Below are 25,362 nucleotides of genomic sequence, written 5' to 3'. Positions count from 1 at the left end.
CCATGACCACGCTCCCCGCCGAGTACGACGACGAGCGGCACGTCATCCAGGCCGACAAGGTCGGCGGGCCCGTCGACCCGCCCGACCGCAGGGCGACGTTCGCCGACGTCCTCGGCCGCGACGACGAGCGGCCGCCCATCGTGCCCGCCGCCCTCCGGTCCGCCGACGGACGCCGAGCCGCCGCACGCTGGGCGGTCCGGTACGCCCTCTACCTGGCCGGACGGCACGCCTGGAACTCGCCCAAGTACCTGGTCAAGCTGTCCTGGTACGCGCCCAAGGGTGCGCTGCGGCTGGCCTTCCAGGCGTGGCGGTGGGCGTACGACATGGAGCAATGGGCCGAGCGACAGCGCGTCGCGAACCGCGACGACGTTGACGCGTACCTGCGGCTCATGAGCACCGCCGACCGGCACCGCCGTGGCCGGGTGCCGATCCTCCTCGCCTGCCTGATCGCCCTGGTCGCGCTGGTCGCCCTGGTCGTCGTGTTCGCGCCGTGGTGGGTGCAGGTGGCCGCCGCCGCCGGCACCACCGCAGTGCTCGCCCGGGTCGGCCGCCCCGTCGACAAGCCGATCCTCGACCGAGTCATCACCAAGGCCCCGTTCACCAAGCTCACCGGCGAGATGGTCCGCCGCGCCGTCGTTGACCTGGGCATCGGGGTGAAGGAACCCGGCCAGATCGTGTTCCCGCCGCCCGGCATCCACAAGAACGGGCCGGGCTGGATGGCCCGCTTCGACCTGCCCGGCGCCATCGTGGCCACGAAGGTGCTGGAACGGCGCGACGGCCTCGCCGCATCGCTGCGGCTACCCGTCGACCAGGTGTGGCCCGAACCCGGCGACGGCCACCCCGGACGCGTCGACCTGTGGGTGGGCTTCCAGCCGTCCAGCAAGATGGGCCAGCCGCGCTGGCCGCTCGCCGCCGACAACGCCCGCACCAGCGTGTTCGAGCCGCAGCCGTTCGCCACCGACGCCCGACAGCGCCTCATCTCCACCGTGCTGTTCGAGCGGAACTTCCTCATCGGCGGCCAGCCCGGATCCGGGAAGAGCTACGGGGCCCGCACCCTGGCCACCATCGCGCTGCTCGACCCCACCGTCGAGCTGAAGGTGGCCGAGTTCAAGGGCGTCGGCGACTTCCTCGACATCGCCGACCTGTGCTCCACCTACGTCGTCGGCGTCGATGACCAGGCGTTCGAGACCGGAAGCGACATCATCGCGTGGGCGCTCGCCGAGTGCGAACGCCGCGGCAAGCGGATCCTGGCGGCCAAGAAGCGTGGCGAGGCACCCCACGGGAAGATCACCCCCGAGTTGGCCGCGAAGCCGGGCTCCGGGCTGCACCCGGTGGTGATCGTGCTCGACGAGGTTCACGAACTCTTCGCCGCCGAACCGACCGCCGCCGAGGGCTGCGAGCGGGCCATCAAGCGCGGCCGGGCACTGGGCATCATCTTCGTGCTGGCCACGCAGATCCCCGACAAGGACAGCCTGCCGCCGAACATCACCCGCTGCGTCACCGTCCGCTGGTGCCTCAGCGTCGGCGGCCAGGTCGAGAACGACATGATCCTGGGCACCGGCGCGTACAAGAAAGGCCTGACCGGCACCGTCTACCGGCCGGGCGTCGACGCCGGATGGGGCGTCATCACCGGCCTAGACAAGCCGGGCAGCGTCCGGTCGTTCTTCCCCAAGCCGGAGGTGACTGCGGCGATCGTCGCGCGCGCCGGCCAGCTACGCGGCCACCGGCCGGTCGGTGAGCAGATGGAGCGGGTCGAGGCCCGGGACATGCTCGCTGACGCCCGCACCGTACTGCTGCCGGGTGAGTCGGGCCTACCGTGGGCGGTCCTCGCCGAGCGGCTCGCCGAGCTGGCGCCCGAGTTCTACACCGGGATCACCGCCGACATGGTCCGGGAGTCTCTCGCCCGGTACGGCGTCGACTCCCAGGACGTGAAGGTGGGCCGCAACAACATCAAGGGCGCCCGCCGGACCGCCCTCGACGCGGCCCAGCAGCGCCGTGAAATCGAGTCCGAGTAGGTCGCGGAGGATGGTCGCGGCGCAGGCCTTGGTCGCGGAAGTGCGACCAGCCCCGCGACCAGCCCTGACCTGCAAGAACGTGTCGTTGGTCGCGGGTCGCGGCACCCCCGCCGCAACCCCGAAAACCACCCCTGGAGGCACCTCGTGACCCTCACGCTGACCGCGACCGTCGCCGCTGTGCTCCTGGCGGTGGGCTACTACATCGAGTGCGCCGTCTTCCCGTGGGGGAAGTGCCTCAAGTGCGAGGGCAACGGCAAGAAGATGTCCCCGACGGGGAAGCACTGGCGGCCCTGCCGACGCTGCAAGGGCACCGGTAAGAGGCTGCGGGTCGGCCGCCGGGTGTGGAACTGGCTCCAACGCCGACACCGCGACGCCACCTGACCCCCCGCACACGACTGCGCCCCACCAGCCAGACCGGCCGGTGGGGCGCATCGTCGTCTCAGACCCTCCGCCGGCCATCCTCGTCGACCAGCGTCCGCGCCCACGCATGCTGACCACACCCGGCACCCGGACACCCCGGATAGCAGCGCCGACCCGCCGCATGCGCCCGAACACTCCGCTGAGCCGCCACCACCAGCGACGCCTCGTCGACCGCCTCGTCCAGGTGGCTCACCGCAGCACCCCCACCAGCACACCCAGCACGACCACGACCAGGCAGGCGACCAGGCGCAGACGCTCACGCAGCGGGGCAGCAGGGAGGCTCTCACGCGGCCACGGGCGACGCTCACGATCGCCATCAGGGACCGGGCTCGCGGGAGGGTACGGGTTGTCCATCGGGTGCCTCCCCAGCAGCAGGAAAGGGGAGGGCCAGCGCGGGCCGGAACGGGGGACCGCCCCGCGCTGGCCCCAAGCCGCGGTCGTGCCAACGAGACGCGGTGCACCCGAAAGTAGGACTCCAAGTACTCCAAGTCAACCCAGGACACACAGTGCGTCATCGCTGCTGGCAGGCTCGGAAATGCCAACGAGACCGAGGTACCGCCATGCCCAGAACGCCCGTGTACCGCCAGATCATCAGCGACATCAAGGCCGCGATCGAGAGCGGACAGCTCAAGCCCGGCGAGCGCCTACCCACAATCGCGGCCCTCTGCGAGCAGTACCAGGCCAGCAACACGCCCGTGAAGTCCGCGCTGAGGCTGCTGGAGGAGATGGGCTTGATCGAGACCTGGCAGGGCAAGGGCATGTACGTCCGCCGTCGAACAGGCGACGACCAGCACATCACCTGATGACCGGTTAACCGGCGAACCGGTGGTCCGTCCAGCCCTCCCTACGGTCCGGACCGTGACCCTCGACCCGCACTCCGGAGTGCCCCTACATCGGCAGCTCGCGGCTGCGCTGCGGGCCCGGATCGTGGCCGGCGAATGGCCGGCGGGCGGGCTGCTGCCATCGCAGGCCCGGATCGGGTACGACTACAGCGTGGGGAAGGCGACGGTCCAGGCGGCCGTATCGACACTGCGGGCCGAGGGACTGATCACCGTGGAGCGGGGAGTCGGCATCCGCGTACGGGAGCCAGTGGAGATGGAACGGGTGCCGGTACCGCGCGGCGCGGTGATCACCGCCCGGCCGCCGACGCCGGACGAGCGATCCCGCCTGGCCGTACCGGAAGGTGCACACGTCCTGGTGGTCACGGTAGGCGGCCGGGTCAGGGGCGTGTATCCGGCCGATCGGGTCGGTTTGTCCACCGCCTGACGGGCGATCTTGACCAATGGGCTGGTCAGCGTACAGTTACGCCCATCCCCGCCATTTTTCGGCATTCGCAAAGTCGGACCCGTCAATGCCCCCCGAGACGGGCCATTCGGACTGCCACCAAGTGCAAATTGCAGCTGACGGGATGCGCAATTCTTAACCGTCGACAAGTATGTGCACTTCACCCGCCACGAGACCGCCATGGGGAGGCCGTCTTGCAGGTCCAGCGCACCATCATCCGAGCGGCCCTCACCTGCGCCGCCGCCGGACTCACCTGGGCAGCCTGGACCGGCATCGACACCCCCACCGCGCACGCCCACGACGGGCCACAACCGATCGTCGACCTCCTCGACCGCCTCACCCCGGCACCCGACGACACCGCCGACGACCGAGACAAGCCCCGCGGCGAACGACCCCGGCGCGACCGGGCCGACACCACCCCGGACCGCCACCGCGGCGAACGGCCCCGCACCGCACGGACCACGCCGGCCCCCGAGCCCGAGCCGACACCCGACGCCCCGACACCCACCCCGGAGCCAGCGCCGCCCGCCGACGAGGCCCGCACCGAAGCGCCAGTCCTCGACCTGCCGCCCGTCGAGGTGCCGCCCGTCGCCGACATCCTGCCCACCCCGGCGCCCGTCGTGCCGACACCGACCGCGCCGGTGATCAGCGAGCCCGTCGTCATCGACCCGCCGCCCATCACCCTGCCGAACCCCACCCCGACGCCGACAGCCGCGCCGAGCGAACAGCCCACCGAGCCAGTGCCGGCCCAGCCCGACCCCGGGCTGCTGCCGCCGCCGGACCTCGAGCTGCCACCACCCACCGGCCAGCCCAGCGCCGAGACACCCGCGACATGGCCGGCACCCGCAGCCGATGCGCTCACCTCGACGTGGACACCAGGCCCCACCTGGACACCCGACGTCCACCCGCAGCGCGTCACACCCTGCGACCCGGCACCGCACCGCACCACCCACCGACAAGGCCACGTCCGCACCACCGGGCCACCCGCCCCCGTCGTACGGCGGCCGGGCGCACCCTGCCCCGACGGGCCCGTCCCGGCTCCGCCCGCACGCCTGTCGACGATGCTGCCCACCGCTGGCGGCCTCGAATCTCCAGGCGACGCCACCGCAGCCACCTGGCTACCCGCGCCCACACTGCGGCGCCTCCACCTGGCGGCACAGGACGCCACCAGAGCCAGCGAACGTGGTGACGCACCCGAGCCCGGCCCCGCATGACCGGGCGCCGCTCTGCGTCAGAATGATCTGTGAGCCAGCCGGACGCCTCGCGGACGGCGGGAGCCGGGTTGACCCCCGCTCTCCGATCACCCTCCCCCGTTCAGCCGTATTGATCGGAGTGACCATCACCATGCGTCACGCAGCACGCCCCACACCTGCCACCTACGGGCTCGCCGGGGCCGTCGTCGCCATCGGCATCGCGGCGATCGCCGCCCGTGGCGTCAGCAAATACACGACGTTCGTGATCCAAGAGCCGTTCGACAGCCTCACGTTCATCCTCGCCGGCCTGTGCGGCGTCGGTGGGCCGGTCTTCGCCGCCTACCTCGCTCTGCGGGGCCTGCGGCAGCAGTGCCAGGAGTTGCTCGCGGAGAATGTTCGCCTACGGGCTGAGCAGCGCCAGCACACCGAACTGCTCGACGCGATCCGGTCCACCGACGCGCAGGGCGAGGTCAACACGGTCCTGCTGCGCAAGCTGCTCAAGGGGCAAGAAGAGCAGCGGCTCATCGACCAGGACACGGTCCCGCTCACTCGACTGCACTCCATCAACGGGGGTGCTTCGTAGCGACTCCCCCCACCAGTCCCCCCAGCGGCGATCAGCCCCGGCCTGAGAACCGGGGCTGAGCTGCTCCTAGGGAGATCAACAGGAGCGGAGGGTGTGGGATTCGAACCCACGAAGACATCGCTGCCTTACCGGTTTTCAAGACCAGCGCCATCGGCCACTAGGCGAACCCTCCCGGTGCCACGCACGGCGCGGCCGTGCACAGTCTGCCACGTTCGGCAGATCGGCGAAGGAGTGAGCCACCCCGACCCACGTGACCGTCGCGGCGGGCGTCCGAAGGCTCCACAGTGTCCGACCAGCACGGATTTCGCCGGTTCGAGGCGTGGCCGGGGCGTGGAACGGCGCAACGATCGGGTAAGACTGGGCAATGCGCGCGATCGTGATTGCCGAGCCCGGTGGGCCAGAGGTGCTGAGCTGGGACGAGGTGCCCGATCCGGAACCAGGGTCGGACGAGGTGATCATCGACGTGCGGGCCACGGCAGTGAACCGGGCGGATCTGCTGCAACGGCAGGGGCGCTATCCGCCGCCGCCGGGTGCGCCCGCGTACCCGGGATTGGAATGCTCGGGTGTGGTGAGCGCCACCGGTGCGGACGTCACCGGGTGGCGGGTCGGTGACGAGGTCTGTGCGTTGCTGGCCGGCGGCGGGTACGCGGAGCGGGTGGCCGTGCCGGCGGGGCAACTGCTGCCGGTGCCGGCGGGGGTCGACCTGGTCGATGCCGCCGCGCTGCCCGAGGTGGCGTGCACGGTCTGGTCGAACGTGGTGCAGGTGGCCCGGCTGTCGGCGGGCGAGACGCTGCTGGTGCACGGTGGTGGCAGCGGTATCGGCACGTTCGCGATCCAGCTCGGCACCGCGCTCGGGGCGACGGTGGTGGCGACCGCGCGGGCGGCGAAGCATCCCCGGTTGCGTGAGCTGGGCGCGGTGCACCTGGTCGACTACCGGGAGCAGGATTTCGTCGAGGAGGTCCGGCGGGTCACCGACGGGCGGGGCGCGGACGTCGTACTCGACATCATGGGCGCGTCCTACCTCGGCCGGAACGTGGCGGCGCTGGCCCCGGACGGGCGGCTGGTGGTGATCGGGATGCAGGGTGGCCGCAAGGCCGAGCTGGACCTGGGCGCACTGCTGGCCAAGCGGGGCACGGTGGCGGCGACCGCGCTGCGCGCCCGCCCGCTGGACCAGAAGGCCGCCATCGTGCAGGGGGTACGCGACGAGGTCTGGCCGCTGGTCGAGGCGGACCGGGTCCGTCCGGTCGTGGACCGGCGGCTGCCGATCACCGAGGTGGCGCAGGCGCACCGGCTGGTCGAGTCGAACGAGCACCTCGGCAAGGTGCTGCTCACCGTCGGCTAGCTACTCACCGCACCGGGCGGCAGCGACGTCTGACACGCCGGGGTGTTCGGCAGCGCCAGTCGGGGGCCGGGGCCCTCGGCGCCGAGCCGGTCGTCCATGTTGTTGAGCGCGCAGCGCTGGAGCGACAGGCAGCCGCAGCCGACGCAGCCGTCGAGGTCGTCGCGGAGCTTGCTCAGCAGTTTGATCTTCTCGTCCAGCCGGTCCCGCCAGATGGCGGAGAGTCGGGTCCAGTCCTCGGCGGTCGGCGTACGGGAGGCTGGCAGCGAGTCGAGGGCGGCCCGGATATCGTCCAGCGAGATGCCGACCTGCTGCGAGATCCGGACGAACGCCACCCGGCGTAGCTCGCTTCGGTGGTAGCGGCGCTGGTTGCCGCCGGTGCGTTCGGCCCGGATCAACCCCATCCGCTCGTAGTAACGCAGCGCCGACTGGGCCACGCCGCTGCGGTCGGCGAGCTGACCGATGGTGAGGGCTTCCTGCATCACACCGCCTTGAATTGAACCTGACTTGAACTTGCAGAGTATCCGCATGACTACTCTCGCCACCACCGCCCGCGTCGCCGAGGCCGCCGCGCCGCTCGACGGCCGATCACCGGTCGCACCACTGCTGGAACGGATCCGCGCCAGCCGCGTGTTCGGTGCCAACGTCCACTCGACCGTCGACGTGCTCTGGGTGCTCTACGACCGGATCCTCCGGATCACCCCGGACACCGTCGACGACCCGGCTCGTGATCGTTTCCTGCTCTCCAAGGGACACGCGGTCGCCGGCTACTACGCGGTGCTCGCCGCCAAGGGTTTCGTGCCGCTCGACTGGCTGGACGACCAGGGCGGGCCGGAGAGTCGACTCGGCGACCACCCGGACCGGACGCTGGTCCCCGGGGTCGAGATCGGCTCCGGCTCGCTCGGGCACGGTCTCGGGCTGGCCGTCGGGACCGCGCTCGGGCTCCGCGCCCAGGGGCTGCTCGACACCCGGGTGTACGCCCTGCTCGGTGACGCCGAGCTGGACGAGGGCTCCAACCACGAGGCGATCGCGTACGCGGGGGCGACCGGCCTGCCGAACCTGACCGCGATCGTGGTCGACAACTCCTCCGCCACCCACGGCTGGCCCGGTGGCGTGGCCACCCGGTTCACGGTGAACGGGTGGACCGCCGTCACGGTCGACGGACGGGACCACGGCGCGCTGCACACCGCCCTGACCGGGCACCACGGACACCGGCCGCACGTCGTCGTCGCGGTCGTCGAGAGCGGGGAGTAGCCATGCGGGACAGTTTCATCGAGACCACCACGCACCTGCTGGCCGAGGATCCGCGTACCGCCCTGGTGCTCGCCGACATCTCCGCCGACGCGTTCGCCCCGGCCGCCCGGCGGCACCCCGACCGGGTGCTCAACGTCGGTATCCGGGAGCAGTTGATGCTCGGGGTGGCCGGTGGGCTGGCGCTGACCGGGTTACGGCCGATCGTGCACAGCTACGCACCGTTCCTGGTGGAGCGGGCGTACGAGCAGATCAAGCTCGACCTCGACCACCAGGCGGCGCACGCGGTGCTGGTCAGCGTGGGCGCGTCGTACGACCGGGCGGCTGCCGGACGCACCCACCTGAGCCCGGCCGACGTCGCGCTCTTCGACACCCTGGCCGGCTGGACGGTGCACGTGCCGGGGCATCCGGCCGAGGTGCCCGGTCTGCTGCGCGCCACGGTCGCCGGGGACACCTCGGCGTACCTGCGGTTGTCGACGTTGCGCAACGCGCGGCCGTACGCCGGCGACGGGGATCTGGTGGTGGTCCGCGACGCCGGACCCGGCGCGCCGCTGCTCGTCGCGGTCGGCCCGGTGCTGGACGCGGCGGTGGCAGCCGCAGCGGATCTGCCCGTCACCGTGGCGTACACCCACCGGCCGCGCCCGTTCGACACCGCCGGCCTGCGGGCGCTCGCCGGCACCGAGGTGATCCTGGTCGAGCCCTACCTGGCGGGCACCTCGACCCGGGTGGTCACGGCGGCACTCGCGGACCGGCCGCACCGGCTCCTCGCACTCGGCGTCGGACGCGACGAGCTGCGTCGCTACGGCTCGGCAGACGACCACACCCGCTGGCACGGGCTGGACGCGGCGGGCCTGCACCGCGCGCTGACCGGGTTCCTGTCCCCGGCTCTGGTCTGAGGACCGGCGTCGCCCGCGCCCGGCGGGAAGGCCGCCCGTCCTCGCCCCGGCTGCCGCGTCAGGCGGCGGGACCGCTCCCGGGGCGGCGGCGGGTCCGTTCGCGGCCGAGGATCCAGATCGCCTCGACGCCGTCCCGCCAGGTGATCTTCTTGCCCTCCTCGCGACCCCGGGCCCGGTAACTGATCGGCACCTCGTACGGCCGGATCCGGCGGCGCAGCAGCTTGCCGGTCACCTCGGCCTCCATGCCGAAGCCCCGGGACCGCACGTCGAGCGAGCGGTAGAGCTCCACCGGCATCAGCTTGAAGCAGGTCTCCAGGTCGCCGATGTAGGAGTTGAACATCACGTTGGCCGCCATCGTGACGCCCTTGTTCCCCATCACGTACCAGAAGCTGTAGGCGCTGTGGCTGCCGAAGGTCCGATTGCCGTAGACCACGGTCGCCCGGCCGTCGAGCACCGGGGCGAGCAGCTTGGGGATGTCCTGTGGGTCGTACTCCAGGTCCGCGTCGAGGATGACCATGTATTCGCCTTCGGCGCTGGCCACCGCCGTCCGGATGGCCGCGCCCTTGCCGGCGTTGCGCTGATGCGTGATCACCCGCAGCCGCGCGTCGTCGGCCCGGCCCAGGATCTCCCCGGTGCCGTCGCGGCTACCGTCATCGACCACCACGAGTTCGATCTCGCACGGGTACTCGACCGCCAGCGCCTGCTTGAGCGCATCCGCGATGCGCTCCTCCTCGTTGTAGACCGGCATGAGGATCGACAGCTTCACGGGAATCTCCACGAGGGCGGCAGTGTGTCGGCCATAGCGTAGCCCCGGCAGATCGATCCTGTGGTGGCGACCGCCTCAGCAGATCGAGCGTCGGGCACCCCGGCCGATGGTGTTTACTTCCGGCCATGTCGGCCGCCGGCTTCCCGTTCGTCCTCGCTCCCGTCGTCGCCGTCGTGCTGGCCACGGTGGCGTTGCAGCCACGGTCCGCGCGCCACACCGCGCCACGGCGGCTGGCGGTGATCCGAGCGAGTCTCGCCGTCGGCGCTTTCGCGGTGCTGACCGTCGAGGTGCTGGGTGCAGTGGGCAGGTTGACCGCGCCCGCGTTCGGCGTGGCGTGGCTGCTCTTTCTCGCGGGTGTCGGGGTCGCCGCCGCACGGCGGCGGGCGGCCGCTGCGACCGGCCGGACCCGGGAGGCGGATCGCCGTACCTCCGGCAGCGCGACCGGGTCGGTCGGTGGTCGGCCCGCCGCGCCGTCGTCAGCGAGTGTCCTCACCGGAGCGTCGGACACTCGCGCCGCGGTCGGTACGGTCACCGCGGCCGACCCGGCGACGACCTCCGGCCCCGACGGCCCACCGGCGGCGGGCTGGCGCGCGTCGGTCACCGACTTCTGGCGTACGGCGAGTCGCGGCGAGCGGGTGCTGGCCGGTACGGTCGCCGGGCTGCTCCTCGTCGAGCTGCTGATCGCCCTGCTCGCCGCGCCGAACAACTTCGACTCGCAGACCTACCACCTGCCCAAGGTGGAGCGTTGGGTGGCGCAGGGCGACCTGTCGCTCTGGGCGACCGCGATCCACCGGCAGGTCACCATCCCGCCGGGTGCCGAGTACCTGCTGTTGCACCTGCGCCTGTTCACCGGCGGCGACGCGCTTCACCACCTGGTGCAGTGGGCCGCCGGGGTGCTCTGCCTGATCGCGGTCGCCCGGGTGACCGCGCAGCTCGGCGGCGCCCGCCGGGCCCAGTTGCTCACCGTGTTCGTGCTGGCCACCACGCCGATGGTGACGCTCCAGGCGACCAGCACCCAGACCGACCTGGTCTGCGCCGCCTGGGTGGCGTGCGCGGCCACGCTCGCGCTGGACGGGCTGCGTCACCGCGCCGGCTTCGGCGAGCTGCTGGCGCTCGGGGCGGCCACCGGCCTGACCGCCGTGACCAAGACCAGCGGCCTGCTCGCGGTCGGCCCGCTGCTGGTGCTCTGGGGACTGGGCCAGCTCCGTCTGGCGTACCTGGAGCGGTCGGGCGCGGGCCGTCGGCTCCCGGTCGGCCCGACCGCCCGGACGGTCGGTGCCTCTGCGCTGATCCTGCTGGTCGCCGTCACCGTGGTCGGCCCCTTCCTGGGCCGGGTGTACGCCGAGTTCGGCCACCCGCTCGGGCCGGAGCGGCTGCGCGAGTCGGTGCCGATGGAACGGCACGACGCGCTGTCGGTGGTGGTGAACGCGCTCCGCATCGGACACACCGCGCTGGACACCCCGCTGGCCCCGCTGCGGGACGCCTCCGCTGCGGCGATCATCGGCGTGGCCGGGCTGCTCGGAGTGGACCCGCAGGACCGGGCGATCACGTTCGGGCGGGAGGTCTTCCCGGTGCCGTCCTGGTACCCGGACGAGGACCGGGTGGCCTTCCCGCTGGCCGGTGCGCTGGTGCTGATCGGTGCCGTGGCGGCGCTGCGCCGTCCGGCGCGGGTCAGCCCGGAGACGGCCGGTGCGCTGCGCGCGTACGCACTGGTGGTGGTGGTCGCCGTGGCGCTGCACGCCACGATGATCAAATGGCAGCCCTGGGGCAACCGGTTGATCCTCTACGCCCTGGCCGCCTCGGTGCCGCTGGCCGGGCTCTGGCTCGACGCCGTGCTGCGCAGTGCGCGCCAGAAGGCCGGTGCCGGGCGGGGAGCCGGTGCCGGGCGGGGTGGCCGACGACCGATCGCAGCGACGCTCGCGGTGACGGTGCTGGCCACCTGCGCGCTGGCCGGCGTGCTCGCGCTGTCGTACGGCTTCCCGCGCCGACTGGTCGGCGAGGGCTCGGTCTTCACCACCTCCGACTGGGAGAGCCGCTTCCTACGGCGTCCGCAGTGGGCGGAGGAGTACCGCTGGGCAGCCGACGCGGTGCGCGCCGCCGACGCCCGTCGGATCGGTCTGTCCCAGCGCAACGACGACTGGGAGTACCCCTGGTGGCTGCTGCTACGGGACGCCGACGGCGGGTCACCGGAGCTGCTGGCGCTCCAGTCGGTGCTGGACCACCGTCCGGCGGCCGACCCTGCGGAGATGGATGCGATCGTCTGCACCGGCAGCCGCCGGCTCTGCGCGGATCTCGTGCCGCCCGGCTGGCGGTTCGAGTTCCGGGACTACGTGGGCTACGCCCTGCCGACCGGTCGCTGAACCCGACGCGGTGGTCGGCTGTCCTGCGTCAACGCGCCACGGCGGGATGCAGCGTGGTCGGCCGGGTGGCGGTGGGCGCCTCGGCCACGGTCGCCACGATCCGGGGCAGCGCGCTGCGTACCCGGGTGCGGAAGGCGTGGTTGAGCAGCGCGTCGAGCTGCCACACCTGCTTCGGGAACTGGGTGCGGATCAGGAACCGCTCACGGATCCCGTCGATCGCGGTGGCGGCCAGCTCCACCGAGTGCAATCGAGGGTCGGGGCTCCACGTGACGTGGCTCAGCTCGCGTAGCTCGGCGTTGAGGTGCAGTCGCAGGCGGTGCAGCACCGGCGTCTGCCGGGTCACCACCAGCCGTCGATGGGTGAGTAGGAGAAGGTAGTCCCCCGACATCGGCCGATCGGGTCGGCCGCAGCGGGTGACCAGGATGGTGGCGTCGCCGGAGCCCACACAGCGACGGAACACCGGCATGTGGCGCGTGGCGGTCTGCACCGCCAGGCCGGCCTCGGAGGCGGCCGGGAGGAACGTTCGGGAGAAGACGTCCATGACCTGCCCAACGACGATGTTCGCTGGGTGACGTGGCTCACGGACATGCTTTTTGCAAATTCCACGTTACGTCTTGCACGGCCGATCGGGACCTATTCGACCGGCCTATCGACGCGCTCAGGCGAACTCGGTGACCAGCAGTTCGTCCAGCCACCCGGGCACGCTGGCGGCGAACTCGGCACGGCTCGGGTCGGTGGTGTCCAACGCCCGACGCCAGGACAACGCCCGGCTGGCCATGGTCACCCCGGCCGCGACCTCGGCCAGCCGGAGCAGGGTCGGCCGGTCGCAACGGTCCGTCCACGACTCCAGGTACGCGTCGCGCAGCCGAGCCAGCGCCGGGTCCCCCGCGTCGAGACCGCTGACGTACGCGACCGACCGCAGCGTCACCAGCAGCGTGCCGAACGGGTGCGCCACCGACGCGTCACCCCAGTCGAAGAACCGGTGGCCGTCGCCGGTGACGAAGACGTTCCCGTCGTGCAGGTCGTCGTGCTGGACGGTGGGCCCGATCGGCCCCTCGGCCAGCAGTCGGCACCGCTGCGCGTACTCGGGCAGCAGGGACCGCAACCGGTCGCGGGCCTCGGTGGTGAGCCCGTCCGGAGTGTCCAGCAGCAGAGCCGCGTCGTCGTCGAGCAACTCGGCGAGGTGCCCCGGCATCGCCTCCGGACGATGATCGGGTACGCCGAGACCGAACAGTTCGTCGACGTGCGCCGCGGTGGCCCGTTGCAGATCGGCATACTCGGGCAGGATCCGTTCCCACCGGGCCGGGTCCGGCTCGCTGGCCAGCGCCTCGCGCAGCGTCGCGCCGCCGTGCGGCAACAGCGCCCAGCGCCGCCGGGTGTCCACCGCGATCGGGTCGAGCACCCGTCCGGGCGCCAGCCGGGCCAAGGCGGCGGTCAGTGCCGTCTCGAAGCCGGTCCCCGCCGCGTTCGCCTTGAACCACACGTCACCGGCGTCGGTGGGCACCCGCCAGATCAGCGCCCACGGTCGGACGCGCGGCTCGACCGGACCGGTGATCCGCTGCCCGGTGCGGGCGAGCGTCTCGGCCACCCATTCCCACGCGGCGGCCCGCCACGTCCGGTCGTCCCAGTCGATGTGCGGTGCGGTCGCGGCGGTCACGGGGGCACGCTAGCCCGCTCCCGGCTCGACCCGCGACGGGTTTTACGCCGTACGGATCAGAGCAGCTCGACGATGGTGGCGTTGGCCATCCCACCGCCCTCGCACATGGTCTGCAGGCCGTACCGCACCCCGTTGTCGCGCATGTGGGCGAGCATCGTCGTCATGATCCGGGCACCGGAACCGCCGAGCGGGTGCCCGAGCGCGATGGCGCCGCCCCGAGGGTTGAGCCGCTCCGGGTCCGCCTCGGTCTCCGCCAACCAGGCCAGCGGCACCGGGGCGAACGCCTCGTTCACCTCGTACACCCCGATCTCCTCGATGCCCAGCCCGGCGCGGCGCAGCGCCTTCGCGGTGGCCGGGATCGGCGCGGTGAGCATGGCGACCGGGTCGTCGGCGGCGACCACGGCGGTGTGCACCCGGGCCAGCGGACGCAGGCCGTGCCGACTGGCCCACTCGCTGGTGGTGACGGCGAGCGCCGCCGCGCCGTCGGAGATCTGGGAGGCCGAACCGGCGGTGACCACGCCCTCCGGGTGGAACGGGGTGGCCAGTTCGCCGAGCTTCTCCAGCGAGGTGTCCCGACGGATGCCCTCGTCCGCGGTGAACTTCCCGCCGTCGGCCAGCGGCACCGGGGTCAGCTCGGCCTCGAACGCCCCGGCGTCCTGGGCAGCGGCGGCCTTCTCGTGGCTGGCCAGCGCGAACTCGTCGAGCTGGGTCCGGGACAGCCGCCAGCGTCGGGCGATCAGCTCCGCGCCGACGCCCTGGTTGAACGGCAGCGGCGAGTCCTCGGCGACCCCTTCGACGCCCTGGTAGCGGGCCAGGATCTGCCCGCTGAACGGCAGCCCGCCCGCCGCGCTGGAGCCCATCGGCACCCGGGTCATCGACTCGACGCCGCCGGCCACCACCAGATCGGCCTGTCCGGAGAGCACGGTGGCGGCGGCGAAGTGCAGGGCCTGCTGGCTGGAGCCGCACTGCCGGTCGACCGTGGTGCCGGGCACCGACTCGGGCCAGCCGGCCGCGAGGACGGCGTTGCGGGCGACGTTCCACGACTGCTCGCCGACCTGGGAGACACAGCCCCACACCACGTCGTCGACGAGCGTCGGGTCGATGCCGGTGCGTTCGGCGAGGGCACGCAGCACGTGCGCCGACAGGTCCACCGGGTGGACCGTGGCCAGGCTGCCCTTGCGCCGCCCGACCGGGGTACGCACCGCGCCGACGATAACCGCGTCACTCATGTCTACTCCCCGGTAACCTGGGCTGCTCCCGATCCTACGCCGCCGTCGCGGCGACGTCGTCGCCCGTGGGCACCGGCATGCCGGTCACCTGTCGCGCTGGCATGCTGGTCGGGTGACGTTCGAGACGGTCGCCCGGCAGTGGCGGGTACGCCCCGCCCTGCCGATCCTCAAACTGGCCGGCGCGGTCGGCGTACTCGCCCTGGGACTGCTGCTCGCCGACGGTGACCTGCTCCGGCCGGCGCTCGGCGTACTGGCCGGCGCGGCCCTCGCCGCCTGGGGCGTACGGGACCTGGTCGCACCGGTCCGGCTCGCCGTGGACGCCGACGGCGTCACCGTGCCGACCGGGTGGTGGACCGGGCGACGGCACCTGCCCTGGTCGACGATCGAGACCATCGAGGTGAACCGCCGGGCCGGGCGCGGGGTGAGCGGTCCGGTGTTGGAGATCGACACCGGCGGGTCGCTGCACCTGTTCACCCGACAGGACCTGGACACCGACCCCGACGAGGTGGCCGACGCCCTCCGGGCCGCCCGACCGACCGACCAGTCCGGCGGTGGGCTCAGCCGAGCAGGGTGAACGTGCGGAACAGGGCCAGCACCAGCAGCACCACCAGGAGGAACGCGCCGCCGGTGAGCTGCACCAGCGTCCGGTGGGACCGGGGCGCGTACGCCAGCACCAGCGCCATCAGCGCGCCGAAGACCAGGCCGCCCAGGTGACCGGCGATCGAGATCTGCGGCACGGTGAACGTGAAGATCAGGTTGATCACCAGGATCGGCACGATGGCTGACGTGTCCCGACCCAGCCGCCGCATGATCACGAAGGTCGCCGCGAAGAGGCCGAAGATGGCGGTGGAGGCACCGGCCGACATCTGGTTGGGCGCGCTGAACACGTACACGGCGACGTTGCCGCCGAAACCGGCGATGAAGTAGAGCGCGATGAAACGCAGTGGCCCGAGCACCGCCTCCAGGGACCGGCCGAGGACCCAGAGCGCCCACATGTTGAGCAGCAGGTGCACCACGCCGTAGTGCAGGAACATCGCGGTGACCAGGCGATACCACTGACCCTCGGCGACGCCGCCGATGCTGCCGTCGAGGAACATCGCCCGGCCGAGCACCGCACCCCACTCGGTCAGCGGGGTGCTCCCGCCGAGCAGGCCGCCGAAGCCGGAGCCACCGGCCGCCGCGTCCCCGCCCCGGTCGGAGGCGATCGAGATCAGCATCACCACGAGGTTGATGCCGATCAGCGTCTTCGTCACGTACCCGAGCCGACCGGTCTCGCCACCGCCGAAGGCGGTGCGCGCCGGGCGTACGCTCCGGCGTCCCTGCGCCACGCACTCCGGGCACTGGAACCCGACCGACGCCTCGTTCATGCAGTCCGGGCAGATCGACCGGTCGCAGCGGGTGCAGCGGACGTACGTCTCCCGGCCCGGGTGGCGGTAACAGACCGGTGTGGTCGGCGGGGATTCGCTCACCGGGTGACCCAGGTGCCCGAGCGCTCAGTCATGCGAGCAAAGGTACCTCGGACCACCGATGGGACGGGTCAGGCGACCGTACGGCCGGTCGGTGCCCGCCGCGCCCAGGCCCGGGCGGCGGGCACCACCTGTGGCGGCCGGTGTCAGGCCGACTGCCGCTCGATCTCGACGCGCTCGATGACCACGTCCTGCAGCGGCCGGTCGCTCGGGCCGGTCGGCGTGTTGGCGATCGAGTCGATCACCTTCGCGGACTGCTCGTCGGCCACCGCACCGAAGATGGTGTGTCGGTTGTTCAGGTGCGGGGTCGGCGAGACCGTGATGAAGAACTGCGAGCCGTTGGTGCCGGGCCCGGCGTTCGCCATCGCCAGCAGGTACGGCCGGTCGAACCGCAGCTCGGGGTGGAACTCGTCGGCGAAGGTGTAGCCCGGACCACCGCGACCGGTGCCGGTCGGGTCGCCCATCTGGACCATGAAGCCGCTGATCACGCGGTGCGAGATGGTGCCGTCGTAGTACGGCCCGTTGCCCGGCTTGCCGGTGCGCGGGTCGGTGTACTCACGCGTGCCCTCGGCCAGGTCGACGAAGTTGCGAACCGTCTTCGGCGCGTGGTTGGGGAAGAGCTCCAGCCGGATCGGGCCGGCGTTGGTGTGCAAGGTGGCGTAGACAGCCTCGGCCACGGGTACTCCTTATTCGTTGGTCAGTTCCTTGCGGATCCTCCCATGTGCCCGATCTGGACATGCGGAGGCATCCGAAGGTGGAGGATGAGACGAAGCAACTCCCAGGAGGTGGGACCGTGTTTGGAATCGGGCGCCGCAGGACTGAGGGGCAGTTGGCCCGGGCCGAGCTCAATCGGGGGATCGGTCACCTGAGGCTGGCCGCCACGCACGCGGCGAAGGGAGCCGGGTCCACTGTCGGCCCGCGCGTCCAGACGGCCCGCGACGCGGTGGCACCGACCGCGGTGCTGGTCCGGGACCGTGCCGCGAGCGGCCTCGCCACCACGGCCGCCGCGATGGCACCCCTGGCCCTGGCCATGCGCCACGCACAGGCCGAGGCCGCCGGTCGGGCCGCGTCAGGCAAGAAGGTCGTCGCCAAGCAGGCCGCGGCCGCCAGGAAGGTCAAGGCGAAGAACATGAAGAAGATGAAGCGGAAGAAGTCCCGCCGCAGCGGGACCATGCTGGCCGGGATGCTCGCCGCCGGCGTGGTGGCCGGGCTGGCCGGTGCGATCGCACTGCGACGCCACCGCGAGCAGCAGGAGTGGACCGAGTACGACGCGACCACGACGCTGGAGCCGATGCACGAGGAGGTGGAGACCATCGAGGTGCGTACGACCGCCCCGTCGGGGGTCGCGAAGGCGTCGACCGGAGCCGGCAGCTCGACGGTGGTCTCCGGTGACAGCGCGTCGACCACCGCGCCGCCGAAGCCGTCCCCGGTGACGCCGACGGACAAGGTGCCGTCGGTCGCCGAGGGTGCCCGGACCACGAGCGGTCGTCCCGCCGACGACCTCACCACCGCCCTGAGCAAGGCGCCCAGCAAGTCCAACGGGCGCGCCTGATTTCGCGGTCCCGCCTCCGCCCCGCCACCTCGGCGGGGCGGGCGGGCTGCGGGTTCAGAGCCAGTCGTTGCGGCGGAACCACCGATAGAGCGTCAGCGAGATGGTGAGCATCAACGCCAGCACCACCGGGTAGCCGTACACGATCTTCAGCTCGGGCATGAACTCGAAGTTCATGCCGTATATCCCGGCGATCGCCGTCCACACCGCCGCGATGGCGGCCCAGGCGGCGATCTTGCGCATGTCGTTGTTCTGGTCGACGGTCACCTGGGCCAGTCGGGCCTGCAGGATCGAGTTCAACAGGTCGTCGTACGAGTTGACCTGCTCGACGGTGCGGCTGAGGTGGTCCTGCACGTCGCGGAAGTAGCGACGGACCTCCTTGGGCACCTCGCGGCTCATCTGGGCGGTGAGCGCGAGCAACGGCCGCTGCAACGGCATCACCGCCCGCTTGAACTCCACCAGCTCCCGCTTCATCTGATAGATCCGCTGGATCCGGCCGCTGGCCTGCCGGTCGAAGACCTCCGTCTCCAGCACGTCCATGTCGTCTTCGAGCTGGTCGGCGACCTCCAGGTACAGGTCGACCACCCGGTCCGTGATCGCGTACGCGACCGCCCAGGGGCCGTGCAGCAGCAGCTCCCGCCGCGCCTCCAACTCCTCGCGGACCGGCGCCAGCCGGCAGGCGTCACCGTGCCGGACGCTGATCAGGAAGTGCGGGCCGATGAAGAGCATCACCTGCCCGGTCTCCACCACGTCGGTCTTCTCGGTCAGCTCGGTGTGCTCGCAGTAGCGCGCGGTGCGCAGCACCAGGAAGCTGACCTCGCCGAAGCGCTCCAGCTTGGGCCGCTGGTGCGCCTTGACCGCGTCCTCCACGGCCAGCTCGTGCAGCCCGTAGGTGGCGGCGATCTCGCTCATCTCGGTCAGGTCCGGCTCGTGCAGACCGAGCCAGACGAAGCCGTTCTCGGCGCGCCGCGCCTCGGCGAGCGCTTCGGCGTAGCCGCAGTCACCGCCCTGCCGTCGCCCGTCGAGATAGAGCGCGCAGTCCACCACGGCGCTGCGTCGAGGACCCACCGGAGCCTCCACCCGCTGGGACCCGTCCGGGTTGAGCCGGCGGGTCACCGCGCGTACCGGCGACCAGGCGCGGGAACGCGGCGACCGGGCGAGCGGCGGCGGGACCGGCTGGGCGTCGGTCTGGTCACCGCCGGTGGGGGCGGTCCCCTCCCGTTGCATCCGCTCCGTCATCACGCCCCCCGTCCGCGCTCGGCTGCGGCTTGCAGGGTACGCCGCCGTACCGATCATGGCGGTGGCGCGGCGGCGGAGGGGTGGCGCCGGACGGACCGGATCGCATCGGGGGGTGAGGGGGCGATCCGGCCCGCCCGGCGCCGTGGGGGCGGGGGGTTGTGCTGACCGCGTCACACCACAGTGCGGGCGGTCGGGCCGCACCCCGACATCGGCGTCACGCCGGCCGGAACCGGCGTGACCTGCACTACATGTGGTGAAGGACGCTCGCAGCATTGTGGGCCGCCAGCCGCCACAGCGGGAGTCCCGAGCACGCCGGTATCGCCGTTCTGTCGGAAACCCGACAGATTTTCAGCCTCGGACCGCCTCCATCGCCTCGGCCAGGCGTCGGACTCCCTCGTCGATGCGATCGGCGGTCACCGCCGAGTACGCCAGACGCAGCGCGTGCTGGCCACCGTCCACCACGAAGTCGCTGCCCTTGACCACCGCGACGCCGCGCTCGGCCGCGGCCGGGGCGAGCTTGTCGACGAGGACGTCCTCGGGCAGCTCGACCCAGAGGAAGTAGCCGCCGTCCGGCTCCACGAACCGGGCCTCGGGGATGTGCCGCCGCAGCGCCTCGGCCAGCGCACCGGCCCGCTCGCCGAGCGCCGCCCGGACCGTCTCGATCGACCGGGCGATGTCGCCGGAGACGCAGAACTGGTGAACGATCGCCTGCGCCACCATGCCCGGCGAGATATAGAGGCTGGTGGCCTTCTTCGCGATGTCGGAGATCAGGTCGGCCGGACCGACCAGGTAGCCCACCCGGACGCCGGGGCAGACCGTCTTGGTGAAGCTGGAGGCGTGCACCACGACGTTCCGGGTGTCCAGCGACAGCATCGACGGCAGCGGCTCACCCCGGAACCGCACGTCGGCGTACGGGTCGTCCTCGAAGATCGTGAAGCCGTACTCGGCGGCCAGGTCGAGCAGCTCACGCCGCTTGTCCTCGGAGAGCGTCACGCCGGCCGGGTTCTGGTAGTTCGGGATCACGTGCGCCAGACGCGGCCGCACCCCGGACTCCAGCAGCTTGCGCAGCTCGGCGGTGTCCAGACCGTCCGGCTGGATGGTGACGCCGTGCACCTCGGCGCCCATCCGCTGCAGGTTCAGCAGGGTCCGGTCGTAGGTCGGCCGCTCCACCACCACCGCGTCACCCGAGCGGACCAAGTGGTCGAAGAGGAAGGCGTCGGCCTGCAACGAACCGTTGGTGATCAGCACCTGCTCGGCCGTGACCCCGTGCTTCTCCGCGACCCACTGACGCAGCGGCAGGTAGCCGACGGAGGTGCCGTACGCGGTCACCCCGGCGGGATCGGCGTCGAACGCGCGGACGGCGGCGGCCTTGAGCCCTTCGACATCGACGATGTCCAGAGAGGGGGCGCCACGGGCGAAGGAGATCAGCTGCTCGGCGGTCATGGCTGTTCAGCGTACGGGCGGCGGCCGGGTGAGCGCGTACGGCACGGCGATGTCCGCATCCTGAGCCACCGAGTCGGGTGAACCGGTGCGGACCGGGCGTCCCGCCCGCACGGACCGACCGAGTAGCAGGTCAGGCCGGACGACGGATCAGGCCGCGACCGCCTGGGGCGCGGCGGTGAAGGCGGGCTCGTCGGGAAGCGACCGATCCGGGGCCTGCTGCCGGGACAGCCCGGCCACGTGCAGGCCGAGCAGGGCGATCAACTGTCCCCAGTCGAAGTAGGACCGCCAGGCGGCAATCCGGCCCCGGCGTACCCGGACCATGTCCACCACCTCCCAGGAGACGGTGCGTCCGGTGGGGGCCACCGTGCCGAACGGGGTGTGCAGCACACCGGTGTGGGTGCCGGTGAGCCGCTGCTCGACCGCCGCCCCACCGGCCGTACGCACCGAACCCAGCACGTCGACCCGCAGGTCCGGAAAGGCACCCGTCCAGGTACGCAGCAGGGCGGGCAACTCGACCGGCCGGACCGTCACACCGGGCATCGCGTAGTACCCGTCCCGGGCGTACAGGTCGGGGAGTCGGGCCACGTCCCGTCGCAGGAGCATGGCGTACTGCTGCTCGACCAACTGGTCCGCGCCGCGCATGTCGACCTCCTCGCGTGCGCGTCTCGGCCCGCGCCCGCACCCAACCCATACCCCCGGTCCGGCCGGTCCACACCAGTGGAGAAGTCCGCCCGAGCGGACATCGCCGCAGCTCGGCACCGGCGGCTACTGTTCTTGGGGTGTCCACCGAGCCGCTGCGCTGCGCCGGAGCGCTGATCGTCCACCCCGACGGGCGCATCTTCTTCCAACGCCGCTCGCCACACCGCCGTCTCTTCCCGAACAGTTGGGACATCGTCGGCGGGCACCTCGAACCCGGCGAGACCTTCGAGCAGGCGCTGCGCCGGGAGGTCACCGAGGAGACCGGCTGGCGGGTCTCGGAGATCATCGCGCTGGTCGGCGAGTACCGGTACGTCGGCGACGACGGCCTGGCCCGGCTCGAGAGCGACTGGCTGGTCCGGGTCGACGGCGACCTGACGGCGCCGGTCCTGGAGGTCGGCAAGCACACCGAGTACCGCTGGCTCGGCCCGGCCGACCTCGACCTGCTCGACGAGGACCGCGACGTCAACGACGGGCTGATCCGGCGGATCGCCGAGGAGGCCTTCGAACTCCTGGGTCCGACCGGTTCGTGAGCGACAGCGTCGGGCTCGCCGCGCACCGGTACGTGGCGCTGGTCGCCCCCGTCCTCGACCGGGTGGTCCGCGCGGCGATACAGGCCGGTCAGGACGGCGGCGGAGCGGAACTCAGCCAGCGGTACGGCGGCATGCCCGCCACCAGCTTCCTGGTGGAGATGCGGACACGCCTGGCGGCCGGTGGCACGGTCGACGGTGCCGGATTCGCCGCGATCACCCGGTACCGGGACCCGATCGCCTGTCAACGGGCGCTGGACCGACACGTCGCGTACGGGATGATCCACCGGCGGCCGGACGGCGGGCTCACCGCCACCGAACGCGGCAGCGCGTTCCTCGCCGAGCTGTACCAGGTGCACGCCGAGGTGACCGAGGAACTCTGGGCCGGTCACGACGACCGGGTGCAGCGGTCGACCGAGACCGCCGGGCGGCTGCTGACCGCCGCCCTGTCGCCGCGCGGTGACGAACCGGTGCCCAGCCCCGGCGCGTTCGACGCGGTCGCCCCGCCGTACGAGCCGGACGGCACCCCGTCGGGCGTGCTGCTGCTCAACCGGCTCGGCACGCTGCGGTACCACCGGGCCGACGCGCACACCGACGCCTGGGCGGCCGCCGGACACACCCCGGCGAGCATCGCCGAACTGACCGACGGGTCGCAATGGCGGGCCATCGAACTGGAGACCGACCGGCGGGCGGCCGGCCCGTACACCGCGCTGACCGCCGAGGAGCGACTGACCTTCCTCGCCGACCTGGCGGCCCTGCCCGGCTGACCCCCGACAGCCGGCCGCCGCGCGGCGCTATCCTCCTTCGGTGAACGCCGTGAGAACAGGAACTGATGTCGGCATGGTCGGGATGGTGCTGGCGGCCGGGGCCGGGCGCCGCCTGCGCCCGTACACCGACACGCTGCCCAAGGCGCTGGTCCCGGTGGACGGCGAGATCACCATCCTCGACATCGCACTGCACAACCTCGCCGAGGTGGGGCTGACCGACGTCGTCGTGGTGGTCGGCTACGCGGCGGACGCGGTCCGCGACCGCCAGGCCGACCTGGAACGCCGCCACGGCGTGACGCTCACCCTCGTGCACAACGACAAGGCCGAGGAGTGGAACAACGCGTACTCGCTCTGGCTGGCCCGCGACTGGTTCGCCCGGGGCGTGCTGCTGGTCAACGGCGACACCGTGCACCCGGTGAGCATCGAGAAGACGCTGCTGGCCGAGCGCGGGCCCGGCGTACTGCTCGCGGTCGACACCCTCAAGCCGCTGGCCGAGGAGGAGATGAAGACCACCTTCGACGCCGCTGGGCAGCTCACCCGGATCACCAAGCTGATGGACCCGGCGCAGGCGTACGGCGAGTACATCGGCGCGACGCTGATCGAGCCGCAGGTGGCCGGGGCGCTCGCCGACGCGCTGGAGGCGACCTGGCGACGCGACCCGAACCTGTACTACGAGGACGGATACCAGGAGTTCGCCGAGCGCGGTGGCGAGGTCCGCGCCGCGCCGATCGGTGACGTGTCCTGGGTCGAGGTCGACAACCACGACGACCTGGCCCGGGCGCGGGAGATCGCGTGCCGTTACTAGCCCGAACGGTCACCACACCGCTGTCGATCGAGGTCCGCCGAGGGGCCGTGGCCGACCTCGGCGCGTTGCTGGCCGACCGGCGGATCTCCGGCGGTGGCGACGTCGCGGTGGTGGTCGGCCCCGGACAGGGCGAGAAGATCGCCGACCTCTGCCGACCGTCGCTCGGCTCGGCCGACATCTTCACGGTGGCCGGCGGCACCGTCGACTCCGCCAACGAGCTGGGCGACCAGCTCCGGCGACGGCACTACGACGCGGTCGTCGGCATCGGCGGCGGCAAGACCATCGACACCGCCAAGTACGCCGCCACCCGCTACGCCATCCCGATGGTCACCGTGGCGACCAGCCTCGCCAACGACGGCATCGCCTCCCCCGTGGCGTCGCTGACCCACGAGGGCGGCAAGGGCTCGTACGGCGTGCACATCCCGATCGCCGTCCTGGTCGACCTCGACTTCGTGGAGAACGGGCCGGACCGGCAGACCCAGGCCGGCATCGGCGACGCGGTGAGCAACCTGAGCGCCTGCGCCGACTGGGAACTCGCCCACCAGGTACGCGACGAGCCGATCGACGGGCTCGCCGTGACGCTCGCCCGGACCGGGGCCGAGGCACTGGTCAACCACCCCGGCAAGATCACCGACGACGCGTTCCTCACCACGCTGGCCGAGGCGCTCATCCTCGGCGGGATCTCGATGTCGATCTGCGGTTCCAGCCGCCCGGCCAGCGGCGGCGACCACGAGATCTCACACGCCATCGACCACCTGTACCCGGGCACCGGCTCGCACGGCGAACAGGTCGGCCTCGGCGCGTTGTTCTGCACCTTCCTCCGGGGCGACCTGGAACGCTTCGGCCAGCTCAGCAGGTGCCTGCACCGGCACGGCCTGGCCGTCCGGCCGGCGGAGCTGGGCCTCACCGACGAGCAGTTCGTCGAGGCGGTCGCCTTCGCGCCGCGCACCCGACCGGACCGCTACACCATCCTCGAACACCTCGCGTTGTCCGCTGACGACATCCGGACCCGGCTGGGAGACTACGTTGACGCCCTCCGTGAGCACCTTGGCTGAGCCGTCCCACCCCACGGTCGCCGACTTCCACCGGGTCAACCGGGGCGGTGGCCTGTTCAGCGAGTCGGTGAGCCAGTGGATCGGTGCCGTCTTCGCGCTGGTCGCCCAGCGGCTCGGGCTGCGGCCGACCGCGTTGACCATCACCAACCTGGTGCTCGGGCTGGCCACCTCGGTCACCGTGGTCGCGCTCGCCGGGCCGGTCGCCGCCGGGGACGTACCCGCCTGGGTGGTCGGGTTGCTCGCGTTGGTCGGCTGGCAGATCGCGTACGCCCTGGACTGCGCCGACGGTCAGCTCGCCCGGGTCACCGGTCAGGGCAGCGCGGCCGGTGCCCGGGTCGACGTGCTCTGCGACGTGGCGGCCCAGATCGCCCTGGTCGCCGCGCTCTCCGCAACCGCCGTGGCGCAGGTGCCGTCGACGCCGGTGTGGTTGGTGGCGGCCTTCGCCGGCACCTGGATGGTCAACCTGGTGACCTCGGTGATGCAGTCCGGCCCGAACGCGGCCAGCATGGTCACCTCCACCAGCCTGCCGGTACGCCTGGCGAAGCTGGTCCGCGACTACGGCGCAGTGATCTTCGTAGCCGCGTTGGTGCTGGCCTTCGCCCCGGCGCTCGTCTTCTGGGTTCTCGTGGCGTTCACCGTCGTCAACGGTGGGTTCCTGCTCGCGAGCATCGCCTTCTCCGCCCGCGCCTCGCTCTAACAGGCAGGTAAGGAAGGGCACCTTATTAACGCCTCGTGCATAGCAAGGGCCCCCTGTTAACGCGGCCAGCCGACTTAGCCGCCTGACGCGGCAGCCGACAGACCGTCGGCGCAGGGCCAGCG

Annotated in this window: 28 protein-coding genes and 1 tRNA gene; 17 read left to right on the top strand and 12 right to left on the bottom strand. The window is 72.0% G+C overall.

Annotated features, from left to right (window positions below; translation table 11 throughout):
• The first annotated feature begins 2 nt into the window (after positions 1-2).
• Positions 3-2,015, top strand: coding sequence for a cell division protein FtsK (locus tag ACZ31C_RS05010; protein ID WP_465794212.1), 2,013 nt, complete (start codon positions 3-5; stop codon positions 2,013-2,015).
• A gap of 144 nt (positions 2,016-2,159) precedes the next feature.
• Complete coding sequence (locus ACZ31C_RS05005; RefSeq protein WP_465794211.1) at positions 2,160-2,396, top strand: hypothetical protein; 237 nt, start codon at positions 2,160-2,162, stop codon at positions 2,394-2,396.
• A 228-nt stretch (positions 2,397-2,624) separates the two neighbouring features.
• Here the strand turns inward: ACZ31C_RS05005 and ACZ31C_RS05000 are convergent, their stop codons facing one another.
• Positions 2,625-2,789 carry a hypothetical protein gene (locus ACZ31C_RS05000; RefSeq protein ID WP_465794210.1) on the bottom strand — a complete coding sequence of 55 codons (165 nt, stop codon included), beginning with the start codon at positions 2,787-2,789 and terminating at the stop codon, positions 2,625-2,627.
• Between the two features lie 206 nt (positions 2,790-2,995).
• Between ACZ31C_RS05000 and ACZ31C_RS04995 the strand changes: the two genes are divergently transcribed.
• From ACZ31C_RS04995 to ACZ31C_RS04980, 4 genes are all read left to right on the top strand, one after another.
• On the top strand, positions 2,996-3,238 hold the full coding sequence (locus ACZ31C_RS04995) for a winged helix-turn-helix domain-containing protein (RefSeq protein ID WP_465794209.1): 243 nt from the start codon (positions 2,996-2,998) through the stop codon (positions 3,236-3,238).
• Between the two features lie 55 nt (positions 3,239-3,293).
• Positions 3,294-3,701 carry a GntR family transcriptional regulator gene (locus ACZ31C_RS04990; RefSeq protein ID WP_465794208.1) on the top strand — a complete coding sequence of 136 codons (408 nt, stop codon included), beginning with the start codon at positions 3,294-3,296 and terminating at the stop codon, positions 3,699-3,701.
• 212 nt (positions 3,702-3,913) lie between these two features.
• Entirely contained in the window at positions 3,914-4,933 is a 1,020-nt protein-coding gene (locus ACZ31C_RS04985; protein ID WP_465794207.1) for a hypothetical protein, read from the top strand.
• 130 nt (positions 4,934-5,063) lie between these two features.
• Entirely contained in the window at positions 5,064-5,495 is a 432-nt protein-coding gene (locus ACZ31C_RS04980; RefSeq protein ID WP_465794206.1) for a hypothetical protein, read from the top strand.
• Between the two features lie 85 nt (positions 5,496-5,580).
• Here the strand turns inward: ACZ31C_RS04980 and ACZ31C_RS04975 are convergent.
• A tRNA-Ser gene (locus ACZ31C_RS04975) sits at positions 5,581-5,667 on the bottom strand.
• A 192-nt stretch (positions 5,668-5,859) separates the two neighbouring features.
• On the opposite strand from ACZ31C_RS04975, the gene ACZ31C_RS04970 reads away from it, so the two are divergent.
• Entirely contained in the window at positions 5,860-6,837 is a 978-nt protein-coding gene (locus tag ACZ31C_RS04970) for an NAD(P)H-quinone oxidoreductase (RefSeq protein ID WP_465794205.1), read from the top strand.
• On the opposite strand, the gene soxR is transcribed toward ACZ31C_RS04970, so the two are convergent.
• The gene (soxR, locus tag ACZ31C_RS04965; RefSeq protein WP_465794204.1) at positions 6,834-7,316 is read right to left on the bottom strand and encodes a redox-sensitive transcriptional activator SoxR; all 483 of its coding nucleotides are present in this window, start codon (positions 7,314-7,316) and stop codon (positions 6,834-6,836) included. The genes ACZ31C_RS04970 and soxR overlap by 4 nt on opposite strands.
• Positions 7,317-7,362: 46 nt before the next feature.
• Between soxR and ACZ31C_RS04960 the strand changes: the two genes are divergently transcribed.
• Positions 7,363-8,088: a transketolase gene (locus ACZ31C_RS04960; protein ID WP_465794203.1), complete on the top strand. Its 726-nt coding sequence runs from the start codon at positions 7,363-7,365 to the stop codon at positions 8,086-8,088.
• A 2-nt stretch (positions 8,089-8,090) separates the two neighbouring features.
• A complete protein-coding gene (locus tag ACZ31C_RS04955; protein ID WP_465794202.1) occupies positions 8,091-8,981 on the top strand; it encodes a transketolase family protein in 891 nt (296 codons plus the stop codon).
• A 58-nt stretch (positions 8,982-9,039) separates the two neighbouring features.
• Here ACZ31C_RS04955 and ACZ31C_RS04950 read toward each other — a convergent pair whose 3' ends face one another.
• The gene (locus tag ACZ31C_RS04950; protein ID WP_350698076.1) at positions 9,040-9,747 is read right to left on the bottom strand and encodes a glycosyltransferase family 2 protein; all 708 of its coding nucleotides are present in this window, start codon (positions 9,745-9,747) and stop codon (positions 9,040-9,042) included.
• A 125-nt stretch (positions 9,748-9,872) separates the two neighbouring features.
• Between ACZ31C_RS04950 and ACZ31C_RS04945 the strand changes: the two genes are divergently transcribed.
• Positions 9,873-12,107, top strand: coding sequence for a hypothetical protein (locus ACZ31C_RS04945; RefSeq protein WP_465794201.1), 2,235 nt, complete (start codon positions 9,873-9,875; stop codon positions 12,105-12,107).
• A 28-nt stretch (positions 12,108-12,135) separates the two neighbouring features.
• On the opposite strand, the gene ACZ31C_RS04940 is transcribed toward ACZ31C_RS04945, so the two are convergent.
• From ACZ31C_RS04940 to ACZ31C_RS04930, 3 genes are all read right to left on the bottom strand, one after another.
• Positions 12,136-12,648, bottom strand: coding sequence for a hypothetical protein (locus ACZ31C_RS04940; protein WP_465794200.1), 513 nt, complete (start codon positions 12,646-12,648; stop codon positions 12,136-12,138).
• Between the two features lie 117 nt (positions 12,649-12,765).
• Complete coding sequence (locus ACZ31C_RS04935) at positions 12,766-13,764, bottom strand: phosphotransferase (protein WP_465794199.1); 999 nt, start codon at positions 13,762-13,764, stop codon at positions 12,766-12,768.
• A gap of 56 nt (positions 13,765-13,820) precedes the next feature.
• On the bottom strand, positions 13,821-14,993 hold the full coding sequence (locus tag ACZ31C_RS04930; protein WP_465794198.1) for a thiolase family protein: 1,173 nt from the start codon (positions 14,991-14,993) through the stop codon (positions 13,821-13,823).
• 112 nt (positions 14,994-15,105) lie between these two features.
• Here ACZ31C_RS04930 and ACZ31C_RS04925 point away from each other — a divergent pair, with 112 nt between their 5' ends.
• Positions 15,106-15,567 carry a PH domain-containing protein gene (locus tag ACZ31C_RS04925; RefSeq protein ID WP_465794197.1) on the top strand — a complete coding sequence of 154 codons (462 nt, stop codon included), beginning with the start codon at positions 15,106-15,108 and terminating at the stop codon, positions 15,565-15,567.
• Here the strand turns inward: ACZ31C_RS04925 and ACZ31C_RS04920 are convergent.
• Positions 15,551-16,462 (bottom strand): rhomboid family intramembrane serine protease, encoded by a 912-nt coding sequence (locus tag ACZ31C_RS04920; protein ID WP_465794196.1) that lies wholly within the window; start codon positions 16,460-16,462, stop codon positions 15,551-15,553. The genes ACZ31C_RS04925 and ACZ31C_RS04920 overlap by 17 nt on opposite strands.
• 143 nt (positions 16,463-16,605) lie before the next feature.
• Positions 16,606-17,136, bottom strand: coding sequence for a peptidylprolyl isomerase (locus ACZ31C_RS04915; RefSeq protein ID WP_350698069.1), 531 nt, complete (start codon positions 17,134-17,136; stop codon positions 16,606-16,608).
• A gap of 59 nt (positions 17,137-17,195) precedes the next feature.
• Between ACZ31C_RS04915 and ACZ31C_RS04910 the strand changes: the two genes are divergently transcribed.
• Positions 17,196-18,011, top strand: coding sequence for a hypothetical protein (locus ACZ31C_RS04910; RefSeq protein ID WP_465794195.1), 816 nt, complete (start codon positions 17,196-17,198; stop codon positions 18,009-18,011).
• Between the two features lie 54 nt (positions 18,012-18,065).
• Here ACZ31C_RS04910 and corA read toward each other — a convergent pair whose 3' ends face one another.
• The 3 genes from corA to ACZ31C_RS04895 form a co-directional block, all read right to left on the bottom strand.
• A complete protein-coding gene (corA, locus tag ACZ31C_RS04905) occupies positions 18,066-19,124 on the bottom strand; it encodes a magnesium/cobalt transporter CorA (protein WP_465794370.1) in 1,059 nt (352 codons plus the stop codon).
• Between the two features lie 471 nt (positions 19,125-19,595).
• Entirely contained in the window at positions 19,596-20,690 is a 1,095-nt protein-coding gene (locus ACZ31C_RS04900; RefSeq protein WP_465794194.1) for an aminotransferase-like domain-containing protein, read from the bottom strand.
• 147 nt (positions 20,691-20,837) lie between these two features.
• On the bottom strand, positions 20,838-21,332 hold the full coding sequence (locus ACZ31C_RS04895; protein ID WP_465794193.1) for an ester cyclase: 495 nt from the start codon (positions 21,330-21,332) through the stop codon (positions 20,838-20,840).
• A gap of 137 nt (positions 21,333-21,469) precedes the next feature.
• Between ACZ31C_RS04895 and ACZ31C_RS04890 the strand changes: the two genes are divergently transcribed.
• The 5 genes from ACZ31C_RS04890 to ACZ31C_RS04870 all read left to right on the top strand — a co-directional run bounded on the left by ACZ31C_RS04890 (position 21,470) and on the right by ACZ31C_RS04870 (position 25,240).
• Positions 21,470-21,919 (top strand): NUDIX domain-containing protein, encoded by a 450-nt coding sequence (locus ACZ31C_RS04890; protein WP_465794192.1) that lies wholly within the window; start codon positions 21,470-21,472, stop codon positions 21,917-21,919.
• A complete protein-coding gene (locus tag ACZ31C_RS04885; protein WP_465794191.1) occupies positions 21,916-22,683 on the top strand; it encodes a hypothetical protein in 768 nt (255 codons plus the stop codon). Before ACZ31C_RS04890 ends, ACZ31C_RS04885 begins: the two co-directional genes overlap by 4 nt.
• A 73-nt stretch (positions 22,684-22,756) precedes the next feature.
• Entirely contained in the window at positions 22,757-23,488 is a 732-nt protein-coding gene (locus ACZ31C_RS04880) for a phosphocholine cytidylyltransferase family protein (RefSeq protein ID WP_465794369.1), read from the top strand.
• Positions 23,476-24,543 (top strand): iron-containing alcohol dehydrogenase family protein, encoded by a 1,068-nt coding sequence (locus ACZ31C_RS04875; RefSeq protein ID WP_465794190.1) that lies wholly within the window; start codon positions 23,476-23,478, stop codon positions 24,541-24,543. Before ACZ31C_RS04880 ends, ACZ31C_RS04875 begins: the two co-directional genes overlap by 13 nt.
• Positions 24,527-25,240 (top strand): CDP-alcohol phosphatidyltransferase family protein, encoded by a 714-nt coding sequence (locus ACZ31C_RS04870; protein ID WP_465794189.1) that lies wholly within the window; start codon positions 24,527-24,529, stop codon positions 25,238-25,240. Before ACZ31C_RS04875 ends, ACZ31C_RS04870 begins: the two co-directional genes overlap by 17 nt.
• Positions 25,241-25,362: the final 122 nt, after the last annotated feature.

The organism is Micromonospora sp. NPDC023869 (assembly GCF_055559695.1).
The sequence above is the reverse complement of the archived record's forward strand: the minus strand, read 5'-3'. Positions and strand labels throughout refer to the sequence as shown.